This window comes from Aerococcus sanguinicola (genome assembly GCF_001543145.1).
Classification (GTDB): Bacteria; Bacillota; Bacilli; order Lactobacillales; family Aerococcaceae; genus Aerococcus; species Aerococcus sanguinicola.
On the sequence record NZ_CP014160.1, the window covers coordinates 811778 to 830705 of the forward strand.

The 18928-nt window shown below is 50.3% G+C and carries 13 protein-coding genes; 5 read left to right on the plus strand and 8 right to left on the minus strand.

Annotation, left to right across the window (positions count from 1 at the left end):
• Positions 1–81: 81 nt before the first annotated feature.
• The 4 genes from AWM72_RS03690 to AWM72_RS03700 form a co-directional block, all read right to left on the minus strand.
• Positions 82–1287: a dicarboxylate/amino acid:cation symporter gene (locus AWM72_RS03690; RefSeq protein ID WP_067973352.1), complete on the minus strand. Its 1206-nt coding sequence runs from the start codon at positions 1285–1287 to the stop codon at positions 82–84.
• Between the two features lie 980 nt (positions 1288–2267).
• Entirely contained in the window at positions 2268–3284 is a 1017-nt protein-coding gene (locus tag AWM72_RS03695) for a PEP/pyruvate-binding domain-containing protein (protein ID WP_067973354.1), read from the minus strand.
• Positions 3285–3363: 79 nt separating this feature from the next.
• Positions 3364–3501 (minus strand): hypothetical protein, encoded by a 138-nt coding sequence (locus AWM72_RS09370; RefSeq protein ID WP_158444736.1) that lies wholly within the window; start codon positions 3499–3501, stop codon positions 3364–3366.
• A 131-nt stretch (positions 3502–3632) separates the two neighbouring features.
• Positions 3633–4370 carry a pseudouridine synthase gene (locus AWM72_RS03700; RefSeq protein WP_067973356.1) on the minus strand — a complete coding sequence of 246 codons (738 nt, stop codon included), beginning with the start codon at positions 4368–4370 and terminating at the stop codon, positions 3633–3635.
• 74 nt (positions 4371–4444) lie between these two features.
• Here AWM72_RS03700 and AWM72_RS03705 point away from each other — a divergent pair, with 74 nt between their 5' ends.
• On the plus strand, positions 4445–5296 hold the full coding sequence (locus AWM72_RS03705) for an alpha/beta fold hydrolase (protein ID WP_067973361.1): 852 nt from the start codon (positions 4445–4447) through the stop codon (positions 5294–5296).
• Positions 5297–5631: 335 nt separating this feature from the next.
• Here AWM72_RS03705 and gltX read toward each other — a convergent pair whose 3' ends face one another.
• From gltX to AWM72_RS03725, 4 genes are all read right to left on the minus strand, one after another.
• A complete protein-coding gene (gltX, locus tag AWM72_RS03710; protein ID WP_067973366.1) occupies positions 5632–7101 on the minus strand; it encodes a glutamate--tRNA ligase in 1470 nt (489 codons plus the stop codon).
• Between the two features lie 979 nt (positions 7102–8080).
• Positions 8081–9244, minus strand: a complete 1164-nt coding sequence (locus AWM72_RS03715) for a PIN/TRAM domain-containing protein (RefSeq protein ID WP_067973369.1) — start codon at positions 9242–9244, stop codon at positions 8081–8083.
• 150 nt (positions 9245–9394) lie between these two features.
• Entirely contained in the window at positions 9395–10777 is a 1383-nt protein-coding gene (gene radA / locus AWM72_RS03720) for a DNA repair protein RadA (RefSeq protein WP_067973376.1), read from the minus strand.
• 30 nt (positions 10778–10807) lie between these two features.
• On the minus strand, positions 10808–11344 hold the full coding sequence (locus tag AWM72_RS03725; RefSeq protein ID WP_067973379.1) for a dCTP deaminase/dUTPase family protein: 537 nt from the start codon (positions 11342–11344) through the stop codon (positions 10808–10810).
• Positions 11345–12064: 720 nt separating this feature from the next.
• Here AWM72_RS03725 and AWM72_RS03730 point away from each other — a divergent pair.
• From AWM72_RS03730 to nadC, 4 genes are all read left to right on the plus strand, one after another.
• Positions 12065–16057 carry a choice-of-anchor I family protein gene (locus AWM72_RS03730; protein ID WP_067973384.1) on the plus strand — a complete coding sequence of 1331 codons (3993 nt, stop codon included), beginning with the start codon at positions 12065–12067 and terminating at the stop codon, positions 16055–16057.
• A 442-nt stretch (positions 16058–16499) separates the two neighbouring features.
• Complete coding sequence (locus tag AWM72_RS03735) at positions 16500–17246, plus strand: hypothetical protein (RefSeq protein WP_067973387.1); 747 nt, start codon at positions 16500–16502, stop codon at positions 17244–17246.
• A complete protein-coding gene (locus AWM72_RS03740) occupies positions 17239–17430 on the plus strand; it encodes a hypothetical protein (protein WP_067973390.1) in 192 nt (63 codons plus the stop codon). Before AWM72_RS03735 ends, AWM72_RS03740 begins: the two co-directional genes overlap by 8 nt.
• A gap of 594 nt (positions 17431–18024) precedes the next feature.
• Positions 18025–18870, plus strand: a complete 846-nt coding sequence (gene nadC, locus AWM72_RS03745) for a carboxylating nicotinate-nucleotide diphosphorylase (RefSeq protein ID WP_067973397.1) — start codon at positions 18025–18027, stop codon at positions 18868–18870.
• Positions 18871–18928 lie beyond the last annotated feature (58 nt).

Consider the following 18928-nt stretch of genomic DNA (forward strand, 5'->3'; position numbering starts at 1 on the left):
TTCGAAGGGTGGGCATGAGGCTTTTTTGATACGCAAAAGCGCCAGCTCTTCTACATTTTTGTGAAGGCTGGCGCTACTTGCTTATTTGTTTTTAATATGATCTTTGTAGAATTTATCCACGAAGACAGCGATGGCATTATCGCCAGACACATTAGCTGCGGTCCCGAAACTGTCCTGGGTGATGTACAGGGAAATCATCAATTGGTTCATGGTTTCGCTGGTAATATTGATCATCGGTAGGAAAGGCAGGGCCGACATAATGGCACCCCCTGGCGCGCCCGGCGCCGCAACCATAGCCACGCCCAGCATCATGATAAAGCCGATCATAATCGAGAAGTCATGGGGCAGGTCATACATAAGCAGCAAGGTAGTTGCACAAGACGTAATGGTAATCATCGAACCTGCAATATGAATCGTTGACCCTAGCGGCACCACGAAATTGGCGATGTCTTCTGAAATCCCATTATTGGCCGCACACTTCAGGTTCACAGGCAGGGTGGCGGCTGAAGATTGGGTCCCCAGGGCGGTCATATAGCCAGGAATCTGGTTTTTGATCAACATAACCGGGCTCTTGCCGGCATAGGTCCCAGCAATTAAGAAGAGCAAGCCCACATAGAAGAAGTGGAGGACGAGCACCACCAGGAAGACCTTCCAGAAGACATTCAGGATCGAGAAGACCGAGCCGCTGTAGCTCAGGTTCACGAAATTACCGAAGATATAGAAGGGCAAGAGCGGGATAATAATGGTATTGAGTACTTTTACAATAATATCTCCAAAATCCGTAAAGATCTCATAGAGGGCCTGACCTTGGCCATGACCGCGCAGCCAGGAAATCCCCAAGCCCATAATGAAGGCAAAGATAATGGCGCCGGTCACATCGAAGAAAGGCTCCAGGGGAATGGTGAAGATGGGCTCTAAACCGGGCCCAGCCTGACTAATGTTAGCCACCAATTCCTCGCTAATAAAGAGCGGAAAGAGGTTAACCGAAACAAAATAAGCTAAAAGCCCACCGACCACTGTCGAAATATAGGCCGTCAAAACCGTAACCCCCAGCAGCTTCCCAGCCCCATGCGCGAGATCTGCAATCCCCCGCACCACGAAGCCCAGAATCATAAAAGGAATAATAAAATTCAAAAAAGAACTAAAAATAGCTGACAAGGTAGTAAAAATACGAAAGACAATTTCTGGAATAAAGCTTAATTGTCCCACAATAATCCCTAAAATAATAGCAATAACAAGTCGCGGTACAAGCCCAATCTTCCGCTTGCCGCCAATCCGATTTGACATAATTCTGCCCCCCAAACAAATGTGCCAAATTAAGCACAATATCACATTCTATTTAATAATCCTAGCAAATTCTCCCCTCAATTGGAATGCTTTTGCTTGATTATTTGAAAGATTTAATTTTGTAAGCGTTATAAAAGTCAGAATTCTCGACAAAAATTGTATATAAGGGTGTGAGCAAGAGCATTTAGCTTTGGATGCTTGGAGTAAGTCGGAATAAGGGCAAGCGAGGCTTGCACGTTTCCGACTTGCGAAAGCACTCCAAAGCTGCTCTTGCGAACCCAACTAGGAAGGGTGTGAGGGAGCGCGGGTAGAAGTGGACCTCTGGAGCAAAGCAACAGAGAAGACTAAAAGTCTTCGGCGGCGCTTTGTGAAGAGGAGCTATTTCTGCTAGCCTGAACCCGACTAGGGTGTGAGGGATGGCATGCAACCCACAATCAACCCCCAGGAGTGTGGCTTAAAGACGAGCAAGCCATAATCAACCCCCAGAAGTGTGGATCAGCAGCGATCAAGCTTCACTCGAAGATCGGGAGTGTGGGTTGGCAGCGACCAAGCCACAATCATAAGGTCTGAGTGTGGATTACTAAAGCAAGTCCAAGGAACATATGGCACAATCAATGGTAAAAACATGATATAAGAATCAACAAGCTAGCCAAGACCTGGGCTAGCTTGTTTTCATTATGGTGAGTGGGAGCAGCTTGTCTAGTCGGTAGCCAATTTTTAAATGGAAGCGGAACTTGAGAGTAGATAAGATCTAACTTTCAAATAGATACGGCCTTTGAGAGTAGACAAGGGCCAATTTGCAAATAGACACGGTCTTTGTGACTTCCGGATGTCTTGCTTTTAAATGGACTTGATGTTTGCAAGTTGCCAGCTCCCGACTCACTAACACAGCCTCCATTTGAAACTTGCTCCCTCGTTCCCTGCACCCTTTTCCGCACAAAAAAAGAGACCGGAAATAGATCCAGTCTCATCCACTAAGCTTACTTGCCATGGGCTTCTAGAATAAAGCTTTGCCCATCTTCAATGGTGAATTCTAGGTTTTCTAGTTTATTGTAGAAGGTCTTCATGGTTGCTACGGCTTGAACCAGGTAGTCGTAGTTTTCTGGGAAGTAGTCCTTCATTTCAGCTAAGGACATGGGTTCCCCGCTGCCGATCACCACGTCTTCCCCCTGACCGCGGAGCAAGAATTCTCCTTCCAGGTCCTTCTCGTCTTGGTCTTGGTGGACCACAATGATGCCGGTCCCTGACTCTTCGCCTGCATTCCCAAAGACCATTTCTTGGATGATCACGGCAGTGCCTAAGTCCTCAGGCAGGTCGAGCTTATTTCTCTGCTCACGCATGTAATCAGAGTCCCAATTCTTATAGATGGCCTTAATCGCGTCAGCAATCTGGGTGGTGACAACCTGCGGGAAGGAAATGCCGACTTCTTCCGTGTAGACATCTTTGAATTGGTTGACGAGGAGGCGCAAGCGGTTATAGGACAAGTCCTGGGTCCGTTCGACACCTTCGTCAGCCTTGGCTTCATCTAACTTGGTCTGGAAGCAGTCGCGGTCAATCCCATAAATAGACTGGCCGTACATTTGCAGGAGACGGCGGTAGCAATCATAGGCGAAACGGCGGTTCTTGGTGCTCCGCGCAAGGTGTTCCACGTTCTTATCATTCAAACCCACATTCAAGATACTTTCGCGGTTCTCAGGAAGGTGGTGGGCTGCCCCGCTACGGATAGAGACCAGAAGGAGGTGGTTGGGATCGTTAAAAGACTTACCGGTCCGCTTCTCCAAGTCCTTAATGGCGTTCTCCAATTCCGCATCAATAGCAGGGCTCAGTCCTTGCTGGCTACCGGATAAGTAATTCTGACAAGCTGCGGTCGAAATAACGAAGCCCTTAGGAACATTCAAGCCTTCCTTGGTCATTTCAGCCAAGCTGGCCCCCTTAGCGCCGAGGCTCTCCACCATCTTCCCGTTAGCTTCTTTGAAATTATAAATATATTTTTGCAAAAAGATCCCTCCTCAGAAAGCGTTTCCTCTAAATGATTATACCGTTTTCAGGGAAACAAAACAATTATTTTTCACAAATTTAAGCCTGCTTTAAAAAGTCCAAGAGGTAGTCAACCAAACCCGGCCAAGAATTCTTGCGGATCTCTTCTTGATACGAGGCGGTCAGCCTGACGGGCAATCGCCTGGGCAATTGGGCTTGGACATGTAGAATACGCATAATTCTCTCCTTTATCTTCGTCATCACTTGTCATTATAGTATATTTCCCTGGACTTGAACAGTAAATTGTGAGCGCTCACACAACCCTGACGAGACAAGTGCCTTGACTAAGGAGATACGAACCCCCAAGCCTAACGTTGGACCTGCTTAAACAAAGCTTTCAGATCACTAATTTCCCCCGCTGTTAGCTCACGGTAATGTCCTTCCTGGAGGGGCTGGCGGTCGAGGGAGAGCGGGCCAATCGCCAGCCGCTCCAAGCGGGTCACTTTAACACCCCGGGCCAGGAACATCTTCTTGATCTGGTGGCGCTTGCCCTCATAGATGGTCAAACGAGCCTGGGAAGCTTGGCGGCCCACTTCTTCTATCAGGAGCTGGGCAGGCTGGCAGATATAGCCATCTGACCAGATAATCCCCTCCGCAAAGGCCGCTACATCCTGGTCGTCCAAGGGTCCGTTCACCCTCACCCGGTAGGTCTTCGCCATCTGGAAGCGCGGGTTCTCCAAAAGATAGTGCAGCTGGCCATTATTGGTCAAGAGGATGAGCCCCTGGGCATCCCGGTCTAAGCGGCCAACAATGGATAAATTAAGGCCCTGGAGTTCAGCTGGCAGGGTGTCAAAAATCGTAGGATAACGGTCATCGCGGCGGGCACTGACCAGACCAACTGGCTTGTAGAAGAGATAATTCTGGTGGCCTAAGTGTGAAGGCAGGTCTTGACCGCCAAGTTGAATCCGGTGCCAGGCGGGATCCACCAAGTAATTACCATTTCGCACGCAGTCACCATCGACGCTAACGTGCCCTTGGGCAATTTTTTGCCGGGCCCGCCGCGAGGAAAGCTGGCAAGTCTGCTGGATAAATTCTTGTAAACGCATGATAAACTCCTAAACTGTCGCAATTTATTTTAATTTAGCGTACACTAAGACCAAGACATGAAGGAGGTCTTTCCATGTATACGATTCGTAAACTAATGATTGAAGCAATTCCCTGCTATGAGTATAGCCCCCAAGGCCAAGAAAATAAAGCCCTGCCCCTGGTGATCTTCTACCATGGCTGGACCAATTCCAAGGAACAAGGTGCCACCCTAGCCGTCGAACTCGTCCAACGCGGCTTCCGGGTCCTCTTGCCCGATGCTTATGGGCACGGAGAGCGGGTGGACTTCGACCAACGCTTAGAACCCGCCGACTTCTTCCAAGTCCTCTTGCGCAATGTCCAGGAATTCCCCCTCATCAAGGCCTACTACCAAGACCAAGGCCTCTTGGATGACGTCAGTCTCAGTGTCTCTGGCCTCTCCATGGGCGGCATCACGACCTGCATGCTAGTCCGGGCCTATCCCGAAATCGACCAGGCCGGTGTACTCATGGGCACCCCCCAACTGGAGAACTACGCCCGGGCCCTCTGCCGCAACTACTTCCCCGAAGCCATCGAGGTCACAGACGAAGAGAAGGCCCAAGTCCAAGCCATCCTTGCGCAAATGGCCCAAGTCGACCTGAGCCAAGCAGCAGACTGCATCGCCGACCGCCCCATCTTCTTCTGGCACGCCGTCAACGATGCCGTCGTCCCCTATAACCTCACCCAAGAATTCTTCGACCACCACCAAGGAGACCACCCCCTCTACATGATCAGCGACAGCAAGGCCGGCCACCGGGTCCCCTACTACGCCTTCTACCTCCTAGCCGCCTACTTCCAGGCCTGCCAAAAAGCCCCCGCCGACCAAATCCAAACAACCTTCCTCGACGACTTCTACCAACGCTTCGGCCCAGACGCCAGCAACTATCATCCTTATCATATTGAAGGATAGTGAATTTAAATTAAATGGAGTTAATGAGCATCCGTTCCGCTTTTGAATTTGGTCGTTAAAAAGCCACGGCACCGGCTCGAGCCAAGGTCTCTCGCCTAGCAAATCTCAAACGGACCGTACGGCCGAAGCCTACGCTCCGTAATTCGCTTCGCTTGCTTATACGTGGCTAACGACCAACTTCAAAGCTCCACTCCTGCTCAAAATTTAATCGCTGAATCAAAAAGCTCGATGATATTCATTCAAATCTTAAGATAAAAATAAATTGTTTTTAAATAAATCAAAAAAGCGGTTCCCTTCAGACGATGAAAGGAGCCGCTTTTTGACTTGTTTTTATTTTAGAATTTAGCGAGTACTTGGTCGAGGTGGTGTTTTACCTTGTCCTTACCTAAGACTTCAATGGTTAAGCCAATTGAAGGGCCATGTTGTTCACCAGATGTTGCCACTCGCAGAGGCATGTAGAGGTTTTTACCCTTAATGCCGGTTTCTTTTTGGACAGCTTTAATCGCCGCCATAATGTTTTCTTCCGTGAAAGGTTCAATGTCATCCACTTTATCGCGGAAGGCTTGGACCACAACTGGGGCGGTTTCCGTTTCGAGAACTTCCTTGGCGTCATCCGCAATTTCTAAGTCTTCGTGGAAGAACATGTCTGAGAGCGGAACGATTTCAGCTGCATAGGACATTTCATCCTGGTAGAGGGAAATCAATTTCTTAGTCCATTCCATCTCTTCTTGGCTTGGATTGTCAGAGATCCGACCGGCTTTTTGAAGGTGAGGAATGGCCAGGTCTGCGATGGCTTCCGCATCTTTTTCCTTCATGTAGCGGTTGTTGATCCATTCCAGCTTCTTGTTGTCGAAGGCTGCTGGTGACTTGCTCAAGCGGTCTGGGTCAAACATTTCGATAAATTCTTCCTTGGAGAAGATTTCGTCTTCCCCGACTGGTGACCAACCGAGCAGGGTAATGAAGTTAAACATCGCTTCAGGAAGGTAGCCCAGGTCGCGGTATTGTTCGATAAACTGCAGGATAGATTCATCACGTTTGGATAACTTTTTCCCGGTTTCTGCATTGGTGATCAGGCTCATGTGGCCGTACTTAGGCGCTTGCCAGCCCAGGGCATCGTAGATCATCAATTGCTTAGGGGTATTGGCCACGTGGTCGTCCCCACGCAGAACATGGGTGATAGCCATCAAGTGGTCGTCGACAACCACCGCGAAGTTGTAAGTTGGTGACCCGTCATTCTTCAAGATCACGAAGTCCCCACTGATGTCCTTGGATTCGAACTTAACCTCACCCTTGACCATATCATCGAAGCGGTAGGTTTGGCCTTCAGGAATGCGGAAGCGGATGGTTTCAGGACGGCCTTCAGCGCGCGCTTGGTCGATTTCTTCCTGGCTGCGGTCGCGCCAAGTACCGGTATAATGAGGCATTTCGCCATTAGCACGTTGGGCTTCCCGTTCGGCTTCTAATTCTTCAGCCGTATCGAAGGCATAGTAAGCATCGCCTTGTTCAAGCAGTTGGTTCAGGTACTTATGGTAGATCTCGTCCCGCTCAGATTGGCGGTAAGGTCCATATTCGCCCGGTTTATCCGGACCTTCATCCCAGTCAATCCCTAACCAAGTCAGGTTGTCTAACTGGCTGCTCTCCCCATCTTCAATATTCCGTTTCTTATCCGTATCTTCAATCCGAATAATGAAGTCGCCACCTTCGTGACGTGCGTATAGGTAGTTGAACAATGCCGTACGCGCATTCCCGATGTGTAAGTGCCCAGTTGGACTCGGTGCATAGCGTACTCTAACTTTATCTGCCATTCAAACTTCTCTCCTCATCAAAATAATTTTGCTTAATACAACGCCCTTCCTAAAGAAGGAACAGTTTTCCTTATCCATTATAACGCAATCCCCAGCTTACGACAATTTCTTGAGCAGATTCCCCGCAGAAAATCCACTTTATTTAGAATCATGAGAAAAATATAGCTAGCTTCTAGCAGATCAGGCTCTAAGAGACCCCTTTTCTAGTTAGTAACTGGCAAAGAGGCAAGTCGGTTGGTGGCAGCTTTCAAATGCTAGCCCCATTCAAAAGTTAGGCGCCGGCTACTCTCGAACACCGGCTCCGTTTAAAAGTTGTGCCGCTGCTACTCTCAAACCCCGACTCCATTTAAAAGTTGTGCCATTGCTACTTTCAAACCCCGACTCCATTTGAAACTTGGTCACCGACTACTCTCAAATCCCGACTCCGTTTAAAACTTGGCCAGCAGATAGACAAGCTGCCTCCACTCACCATAATGAAAACAAGCTAGCCAAGGTCTCGCTAGCTTGTTGATCCTTATATTATATTTTTACCACTAATTGTGCCATATTTTACTTGGACTCGCTTTATTAATCCACATTCAGGCCTCCTGATTGTGGATTGGTCGTCTCCAACCCACACTCCTGAGGGTTGTTTGTGGGTTGAAGGTTACCAAGCCACACTCGAAAACCTTGTTTGGGGGTTAAGCGACGGCAACCCACACTCCTGAGGTCTGCTTGTGGGTTGCGCGCCAGCCCTCACACCCTAGTCGGGTTCAAGCTAGCGGAAATAGCTCCTCTTCACCCAAAGCCGCCGAAGACTTTCAGTCTTCTCCGTTGCTTTTCTCCAGAGGTCCACTTCTACCCGCGCTCCCTCACACCCTTAGTAGTCGGGTTCGGTCTGGCAGCTTTCCTGTCACTTCACAAGTCTCCGCCGCAGTCTTTCAGACTGCTCTGGTGACTTGCTCCAGTGAAGGAAAGCTAACCGCCAGCCCTCACACCCTTACTCTACAATTTTCGCAAAGATCATTTTTCCAGCGTTGGTTTGGATGGCGCTGGTGACTTCGACGTCCAGGTGTTCGTCCATGTGTTTTTTGCCTTCTTCGACCACAATCATGGTGCCGTCGTTGAGGTAGCCGACGCCTTGCTGGCGCTCGGTTCCTGCTTTGAGGATGCGAACGGACAAGTGGTCGCCGGGCACGACAACGGTCTTCATAGCATTGGCTAATTCGTTGATGTTGAGCACCTTAATTTGGTGGAACTGGCTGACTTTATTCAGGTTGTAGTCATTGGTGACCAGGACCCCATCTAATTTCTTGGTTAGAAGGATCAGTTTCAAGTCGACTTCCTCTTCTTCTTCGAAGTCTCCGGTATAGAATTCCACCGTAATCTCGTCCAAGGCCTGCATTTCGTTGAGGACGTCTAAGCCTCGACGGCCGCGCACCCTTTTCTCGCTAGCTGCTGAATCCGCGATGTACTGGAGCTCCTTGAGCACGAAGTTAGGGACTACGACCACTCCCTCGATAAAGCCTGTCTTCAAAATATCTAAGATCCGGCCGTCGATAATCACGCTGGTGTCTAAGATCTTGTAAGGCTTGAAGGAAATCGTGAAGTCCTTGGGTTCCAAGAGGGCCAATTCTTCCTGGTCGGCTTCCTCTTCTGGGCTTGGCTGAGACTTCTCCTCCTCCTGGCTAGTCCCTTCTACCACATCACGCCGGGTCAGGGTCATATTGGAGAAGAAGGCCTTGATGTCGCCCCCCTTCAAGCGGATGGTCATAAAGCCAATATAGGCAAAAAGGACCGAAAGTAAAATCGGTAGGATGTTAGAGATCACCGGCCAATTCAAGGCTGAAATCGGCAAACTCACTAGCCAAGCCACTGTGAGCCCTGCCACAACGCCTAAGGTATAGAGAAGGATATTAGATAACGAAAGCTTCTCGATCTCGATGCGCAAACGTTCCAAAAACCGGTCATAAACCGGACGTAATAAGACAATGACAAGGAAAAAAATAAGGGCGCCTAAAAGCATATTGACGATGGGTTGATTCAATAAAGACGATTGAAAATTAAATAATTGCCAAAACTTAGGTAGGGAATAGTAGCCTGTTCCTGCCCCTAGAATTAAAAATAAAGCCGTCACCGCTGTATTCCATTTATTCTGTTCCATGTCGTCACCTCCTTTAATGTAATGTAGAGGCCCTAGCTTGCCAGTCAGTTCTTCCGTCTATCCAGAAAAATTAACGCCTTATGATAAGGAGAACTTATTTTCTTGCTAAAGACCTCTTTGTATTTTATCACTAATTCCATTTTTGGGCCACTAGTCGCGTGGAAAAACCAAATTAAGAACATTTCGCAGGGTTTTCGCCGCAACAACTTCAATCTTGCCATGGTGGAGCTTGGCGTCATCGTTGCCATAAGGGATAAAGATCCGCTTAAAGCCCATGTTCTCTGCTTCCGCAATCCGGTCAGTCACACGGCTTACCCGGCGGATCTCGCCCGTCAAGCCAATTTCACCAATAAAGCAATCGGTAGGCTGGGTCTCCTTCTCCCAATAAGAAGAAGCAATGGCAACAGCGATGGCCAGGTCAATGGCCGGCTCATCCAAACGGACTCCGCCGGTTGACTTCAGATAAGCATCCTGGTTCTGCAACATGAGGCCCGCCCGCTTCTCGAGGACAGCCATAATCAGAGTGACCCGGGAATAATCGAGACCGCTGGCCGTCCGCCGGGCATTCCCGAAGGCAGTTGGCGTGAGCAGAGCCTGGATCTCAGTCAAGAGGGTCCGGGTCCCTTCCAGGGAAGCCACGACCGCTGACCCATTAGCCCCCATCAGCCGCTCTTCTAGGAACATTTGGCTGGGATTGGCGACTTCGTGTAAGCCATCTTCCTGCATATCGAAAACGCCAATCTCATTGGTGGATCCAAAACGGTTCTTGACCGCGCGCAGGATACGGAAGGAATTATACTTCTCCCCTTCCAGGTAGAGGACCGTATCCACCATATGTTCCAGGATCCGTGGCCCGGCAATATTCCCCTGCTTGGTCACATGGCCCACAATGAAGATGGCGGTTTGACTGGTCTTAGCCAGGGTCATCAAGCGCTGGGTCGTTTCCCGGACCTGGGAGACGCTACCTGCCATCCCGTTCGAGTCCGGCTGGATCATGGTTTGGATGGAGTCGATAATGACAAAGTCTGGCTTGATGTCCGAAATGGCCGCTTCGACCATGGACATGTCCGTCTCAGCGAAGACATAGAAGTCCGCCGCCTCAAAGCCTAGACGGTCGGCCCGCATCTTGATCTGCTGGACGCTCTCTTCTCCAGAAACATAGAGCACGGGGCCGGCTTTTTTATCCAATTGGGTGGCCACCTGGAGAAGGAGGGTGGACTTACCGATCCCAGGATCGCCCCCAATCAAGACCAGCGACCCGGCCACAACTCCGCCCCCGAGGACCCGGTTCAATTCCACCAGGTCCGTCTGGGTCCGGGCCTCTTCCTCGCCCTTGACTTCATTGATACGCTGGGCCTTGTGGTCGGCACGCTGGTAGGCACGCCGGTCTTCGGGATGGCGGATCGTTTCGCCACCGATCCGCTCTTCTTCCATCTGGTTCCAAGCCCCGCACTGGGGACAGCGCCCGTACCACTGGGGCGACTCATAGCCACAAGCCTGGCAGGTGTATAAGACCCTATCCTTCTTCGCCATTTATGACGCTCCTTTCCTTACTCTCACAACTTACTGGCCAGAACTCCCGAAGCCCCCTTGGCGGTCAGACGCCTGGTCTCCCTGGTCCTGGTCAACCTTCAAGAAGGGGAGGAAGATCCCTTGGGCAATCCGTTCCCCCTTCTTAACCGTCACATCTCGCAAGCCGAAGTTTAACAATTGCACATAGATATGGCCTTCATTGCCCGCATTATTATAGTAGTCACTGTCAATAATACCAATCCCATTCGGCAGGGTCAGGTAACGCTTGAGGGGGTTGCTGGACCGGCAAGTCAGCTGCAGGTATTCATCCGCCCCCATATAGGCCTTGAGCCCGGTTGGCACCAAGGTCGGCTTCATAATCTCTTCCTTGAGCTCGCCCCAGTCCTTCCCCTTAAATTCAGGCCACTTGGCAAGGACATAACGAATGGCCCCCTGCCAAAAAGAAGGGATCCTTACCGTCTCCCCAGCCTCAATATCATAACCCGCTGCTTGCTTAGTCGCACGCTGGGGCAAGTTAATGCCAGCTTCGGCATAATCTTGAATCACTTCAAATCCACGTTGACGCATGGTCTTCCTCCTTAAAAATAATATGCTATGTCTATTTTCATATAATTGAAGCATTTAAGCAAGCGCTTTTCCCAAGCTTAAATAAATCCTAGACTCTGACCAAAATCTGAATTTAAAACTCATTCAGACCTTTTAAAAAAATTTCCTATCCATATTTTATTTTTTTAAATTTATTAATCGCAAACACTTCATTCAAAGTAAATTACAAGTCAGAAACTATATTTATAATGGGCCTATAGAAAATTTCTAGGGGCACTATTAAAGTTAAATATATCTTTTAAAAGCTTATGAAACATTTGAATAATTAGAAAAGGATGTTGCAGATTATATTGAGCATTACAACTAGGATTGAATTTAAACAATTTAGATTAGCAATGAGCAGGAGTGAAACTTTGATTGTGGTCGTTAGCCATGAACAAGCAAGCGATGTGAATTACGTATAGTAGGCGTCAGCCGTACTAGACGTTTAAAGCTCGCTAGGCGAGAGACCTTGGCTCGAACCGGTGCTGCTATAGCCGTTGGAGCGTAAGCGACTTACGGATATAGTACAAAACGGCGTTAGCCGTTCTTGACCCTCTAAAATTTAAGGACCAAATTCAAAAACGGAACGGATGCTCACTAGCAGCATTAACCAGGATTTACCTAAGTTTTACATAAAGCATACCGACTTTTTACAATCCTTTGATAGGATGAACTTAATATCAGACTAAGGAGGATTCTATGAAACGCCCAGCCATCAAAGAAAAAAGCCCTCGCATCCTACTGACCACCCTATTCGCTTTAACCAGCTTTAGCTTGGCCAGCCAAGACGTTGAGGCCCAAGAAGTAACCACCGACCCTGTTGATTCGACAGGGAAAGTGACCTCATCTAACCCAGAAACTAGTGATAGCGGTACAAGTGCAGGAGAAGTCCAGCCCGGTACGGAAGCAGAGACCCCAGCCTCTACTGAAACAGACCAGCCAGCTCCTAGCGCCAAGGAGCCCAGCCCCAACCAACCAGCTACCAATACCCAATTGATCACCATCGCCCATACCAATGACATGCACGGCCGCCTGGAAGCAGAAGGGTCTGCCGACAAGCAAAAAGTCACCGGTATGGCCCAAGCTTCCGCCTACTTCGACCAGATCCAAGCGGACGCTGTTTTTGACGCTGGTGACGCCTTCCAAGGACTGCCTCTATCCAACCACGATAAGGGACATACCATGGCCCAAGCTATGAAGGAAGCAGGCTACGATGCCATAGCCGTGGGGAACCACGAATTCGACTTTGGCGAAGAGATTGCCCGGTCCTACGAGGATATCCTCGGCTTCCCAGTCCTCTCTGCCAATGTGGAAAAAGATGGCCAGCCCGTCTTCAACCCTTCTGTCAACGTCCACACCAATAACTTTAACCTGGGTGTGGTTGGGGTGACGACACCAGAAACAGCCTATAAGACCCACCCTAAGAACGTGGAAGGTATGACCTTCGCGCCACCGATTGAGTCGACTATCAAGGAACTCAACCGCCTCTTAGACGATGAGAGCGTCCAGGAAGACGCCTATGTGGTCCTCGCCCACCTGGGGATCGACCCTGCCACCCGTCCCGAATGGCGCGGCGACCGACTTGCTGAGGCTTTAGATGCCTTAGAACGTTTTGACCCCTACCAAATCATCCTGATCGACGGCCACTCCCATACCGCCGTTCCAGGGGGCAAGACTTATGGCAATGTCTACTATGCCCAAACCGGGACCGCCCTCAACAATATTGGGGTCATCCAATTCGATCCGACAAAACCTGGCTCAGCCAAGGGACGCTTAGTTTCTGCTGAAGAAGTTCGCCAGAGCTTAGATGGCAAGACCGACCCACAAATCGAAGCCCTGATTGACCAAGCTCGGGCCGATTATGACAATGAAACCTCACGCGAATTAGTGGCTTCCAATCCCGTCTTCCTCAACGGCCGCTGCAACTATGTCCGCTCGCACGAAACCAACCTAGGCAACCTCATCACGGACGCCATGGTGGCTTACGGCCGGGAAGGGGGCTTCAACAATCCGACCGACTTCGCTATGATCAATGGCGGGGGAATCCGCGAAGAAATCGCTAAAGATGAGCCCATCACAGAAGGCGATGTCATCGCTGTCCTGCCTTTCGGTAACATCCAATCCCAAATCGAAGTGACCGGCCAACAAATTTACGACATGTTCAACCTGGCCTACTCAGCCCCAACCACAGAAGGTTTCGGTAGCGAGGCAGAAGGCAACCGGGTAGACCCTATCGATGAAGATTCCGGCCTGCCTGCCCTCAATGCCCTGGGTGGCTTCTTACAGGTATCATCAGATATCAAGGTCTACTTCGATCCAACAGCTGAAGACCGCCACAAGCGCGTTCTGGGCGTCTACCTCCGCGATCCGCAGACCGGCGACTATGCCCTGATCCCTAAGGACACCAGCCAGACTTACTACATGGCCACCAATGACTTCCTGGCCCAAGGTGGGGACGGCTATGACATGCTAAGTGGCGCTCGAGAAGAGGGGCCTTCCCTAGACCAAGTCGTGATGGCCCATATCGAAAAAGGCGGCCAAGAGCTCTTGAAGCAATATGCCGACCCACTCCCCCAAGACCGAATCATCCCAATCACCCAGGCCGACTACGCTACATTAACCAAGACCGATGACTCCGGTCGTCAGATCCATAGTCTAGATAACGAGGCCTTCAAGGTTGAAGAAGTCGGTCGCTATGAAAGTGGGGCGCCTTTTGACGAGGGTGGGACCGAAATTGTGGTCTACAACCCAAGCCAAGAAACGATCTACTCCATTAACGGCCATGAAAAGGCCATCGACATTATCGATGCTAGCCAAGCCGGTAACATGCCCCTCCAACGTCGTATCCTGCTTAAGGATTTGGGCCTAACTGCCTCCGACCTGACCAGCATCGCCCTCCATCCGAGCGGGCAAATCTTTGCGGTCGCTGCGCCAGCCCTCGAGAAAACTGATCCAGGTAATGTCGCCTTCTTCACTGCTGACGGGAACTACATCAACCATGTCCAAGTCGGTGCCCTGCCTGATAACCTGCAATTTACCCACAAAGGCGACCTGGTACTTGTGACCAATGAAGGGGAACCCAACGACGACTACACCGTCAACCCAGCTGGGGGGCTCTCTGTTATCGAAATCCCAGCAGACTTCTCCACCATTAGCCAAGACCAAGTGACGACGATTGAATTAACTGAGGCAGACATGCCAGAAGACCTCCGCCAACTTGGTCCAGATGCCAGCCATTTTGCCCGCAATATGGAACCAGAATACCTGGTGATCGACAAGGAGGACCAATACGCCTATGTCAGCTTGCAGGAAGTGAATGCCATCGCCAAGTTCAATATCCCTGAACGGAAATTTGACCTGGTTAAGTCTCTCGGTTACAAGGACCACTCCCTCGAAGCGGATTATATGGATCCTTCCGACCGCGATGACAAACACGAATCCCGCAAAGTACCTGTCCTGGCCCTCCACCAGCCAGATGCCATCGCCCTCTTCGAAGTGGACGGAGAGTCCTATCTGATCCTGCCCAATGAAGGGGATTCCCAAGATTACAGCGGCTATTCCGAAGAAGTTCGGGTGAAAGACCTTGCCAAGGCTGGCCTCATCGACCTCGATGCCTCCTACTACCAAGGCTATACTCAAGAAGAACTCGACCAGGCCGTTGCCCAAGGTCTCTTCGATGACGGCCAGCTAGGCCGCCTCCGCGTCACGACCGCCCACCCCTTCAAGACAGGGGACACCCATAACGCCCTAGTTGCCTTCGGGGGCCGGTCCTTCTCCATCGTTCGCGCCTCTGACCTGGAACTGATCTATGACAGCGGCAATGACTTCGAACGCCTTATCCAGGCCATCAATCCTGACCTCTTCAACAGTGAAATCGAAGTGGAAAAGGGGCAAAGACTGCCTAACCCAGATTCCCGAAGCGATAACAAGGGGTCTGAACCTGAAACAGCCGTTGTGGGCTACCTAAACGGCAAGCCTTATGCCTTCATCGCCCTGGAACGTTCAGGCGGCATCATGGTCTATGACGTCAGCGATCCCTACCAGCCAAATTTCGTCGACTACATCTATGACCCAAGCTTCCAAGATGTGTCCCCAGAAGGCCTCTACTTCATCCCCGCTGACCAGTCCCAAGATGGCCACGCCCACTTACTGGCAGCCTACGAAGTTTCCGGAACTATTGCCGACTACCGCTTAAAAACGCCAAAAGTGACCACAGAGCCAAACCAACCTGGCAGCGAAAAGCCCGGCACCGGCGTCTCTACTGATCCTAGCACCAAGCCAGGACAGACTAGCACATCGACCCCAACTTCAACGGGCCAAACGCCAAGCTCTGGTCAAAACACTGGCTTAGAAAATACACCAGAAGAAGGAAGGACCGGTCAAAGCGACCAAGCCCCAGCGACCCAAGCAAGCTCTGGAAGCCAGGCGGAACAAGGCTCTGCCGGAAACCAAACTGGCAAGGATCAAAACATCCGCCCAGCTGGTCAAAAGGCCGTTCAAGTAACAGTTGACCCTGCAACTAGCAGCCAGAAAGACCAGAAAACAGCAAGCAAGGCCAAGGCAGACCCTGGTCACCAAGAAGGCCTCCCACAATTGTCTAGCCAAAGCGCCAGCCTAGGTCTGGGACTGGCCTTAGCCGGTATTGGTTTCTTATTCACCATTGCGAAGACACCCAGCCGGTCCAAAAAATAAATTGATTTAAATGCTTAGAGGCCCTTTCCTACCCCAAGTTATCTTGTCAGGAGATAGCTTGGGGTATTTTTTATTTTTTACTTATTGTGTTGGTGAGCATGCGTTCCGCTTTTGAATTTGGCCCTTGAAGAGCCATGGCACCGGCTCGAGCCAGAGTCTCTCGCCTAGCGAGCTTCAAACGGCTAGTACGGTCCACAAAAATGGACCTACTAGCCGTAATTCACACCGCTTGCTTGTTCATGGCTAAGGGCCAACTTCAACGCTCCACTTCTGCTCAAAAATAATTGGTATAGATTTTTGATTATTAACCAATAAATATCAACAACTGATAAGCGTTTTTGTTGATATTTATCCGTTTCGCCTGGCGATCGACAAAGCTTTCATTGTGGGCGACTTTCCTATAGAATAAGAGGAGTAAAATAGTCCAAAAAGGAAGATCACTGTGAAAAAATTCATCCACTACCTCGGCCTCGCTGTCCTCTGCCTCTTCTTGGCAGCCTGCCAATCTCAGTCGAGTGATGACTTCTTGGCTCAAATTGACCAAGCGGCGGAAAAGATGACGACTTATCAAACTAGCACTGACTTTGACCAGAAGCTGGGCGACAAGGAAATCTTTAACCAGATGAGTATGGCGACCTACAGCCAGGAGCGGGGAACTGAGGGCAAATTAATTAATAAGGGAGAAGACGGGGACCGCATCCTCCAGATCATCAGCAATCCCAAACAAACCGTTTTCCAAGAGAGCCAGCTGGATGACCAATCCGATTGGCAGCTGAGCCCTTCCTCCCAGGCCCTGGAAGAGCGGGTCCACCGTTTTCCCTATGAAAATATGCTGGAAATTCTCCACAAAATTAATAGCGACGCCCAATTACGCAAGCTCGGGCCCACGCAGATTATCCGCTATGAGGGGAAGAATCCACAACTGACTGAAATTATCAACCAACGCGGGGCCAGCAGCTATCAGAACGATGCCATCCATAGCGTCGAATTCCTCATCGATAGCCAAAGCTCCGGCATCCGCCAGGTCAGTTGGCGGGTCCACGGCCAGGACAAGGCGTCCAAGAAAAACTTGGTCAGCTCCATTAAGATCAAGTACCGGCCACTCTCCGACCAACAATTAGATGAGGACTTCGCCTCGGCTGAAAACAAGTCCTACATCCCTTCAAGAAAGGAAGAAAGTAATGAGTAAAAACCTTGTGGGCACCTTCTTTGCCCTGCTCTGTATCGGCATCAATATCTACATCATGGTCAAGGGCCGGTCTGAAAAAGGCATGACCGCCATGGAACAAGCCCGACTCAAAACCGTCGCCGGCATCATGCTCCTCCTCGCCTTCATCGCCCTCACCTTCGGACAATATATGGGGTTGGAATAAGGAAGGGTGTGAGGAATATTTGGAACTTGGCGAGCTGCTAGTCTCAAACAGAGCTCCTATCTGGAACCTAGTAAGTCGCAACTCCCAAACAGAGCCTTCATTTAGAACTTAATGGGCCGCAACTCTCAAACCATGCTCTTATTTGGAACTTGGCGAACTGCTAGTCCCAAACAGAGCCCCTATCTGGAACCTAGTAAGTCCCAACTCCCAAACAGAGCCTTCATTTAGAACTTAATGGGCCACAACTCCCAAACCATGCTCTTATTTGGAACTTGGCGAGCCAATACCAAGCGCCAAGTAAAGTGTGGTCAAAATTAAAAAATAAGGATTTCAAGCTAGCAAGGCCCTTGCTAGCTTGTTTTCTTCTATCTATTAGAGTAATTCTTTTTGCAACGAAGATTGACAGGGGCCTACACTCAATCGGAGCTTCCAAATAAAAGTTGCCGAGCCCCACACTCAAAGCCTATGAACAAAGATTGCTCCTCCCACCTTCACTAAAGTCTAGGCCCCTTTTTGAAGAATACAAACTGGGCTCATCCCAGGCGAATAGGTTAGACTATGCTATAATTGAAGAAAAGACCTAGGAGGATGCTTATGTTAGCCCTAAAAGACAGTGAATTGCAAACCCTCATTGAGACAGCCCTGGCCGAGGATGTGCCCTATTATGACCTGGCCTCGGAGGCTATTTTCCAAGGCCAAACAGGGACGGTGGACCTGATTGCCAAGCAGGAGGGGGTGCTCTGTGGCCTGCCCATCTTCCAGGCAGTCTTCACCTATCTCCAGGAAGACAGCCAGTTCGATAGCTTCATCCAGGAGGGCGAACGGATTGAAAAGGGGCAGGTCATCTTAAGCATCCAGGCCAAGGCCACCACCCTCTTGACTGGGGAGCGGGTTGCCTTGAACTACTTGCAGCGCTTATCGGGGATTGCAACGGCAACGCGGCGATTTGTGGATGCTCTCGAAGGGTCCAACATCAAACTGATGGATACCCGGAAGACGACGCCGGGCTTTCGCAACCTAGAGAAGTATGCGGTCCGGGTCGGCGGCGGCTACAACCACCGGCACGGCCTGTCTGACCTCATCATGCTCAAGGACAACCATATCGGCGCGGCGGGATCGATCACAGCGGCTGTCCAAGCGGTCCGGGAGGTCGACCCCTTCATCCATAAGATTGAAGTGGAGACAGAGAACCTCGACATGGTCAAGGAAGCGGTCGCTTGCGGGGTGGACATCATCATGCTGGACAATATGGACCACGACCAGATGGCGGAGGCCATTGCCTATATCAACGGCCGGGCCATTATCGAGGGTTCCGGTAATATGACAGCCGACACCGTCTCTCGGATAAAAGACCTGGACCTAGACTATATCTCCTCCGGCTCCATCACCCACTCTGCCGGCATCCTGGACCTCAGCATGAAAAATTTCCGGGTCAATTAAAAATTACCTTTCAAACAAAAGAGCCCCCAGACTTGGCCGAGCAGTCAAGTTTGGAGGC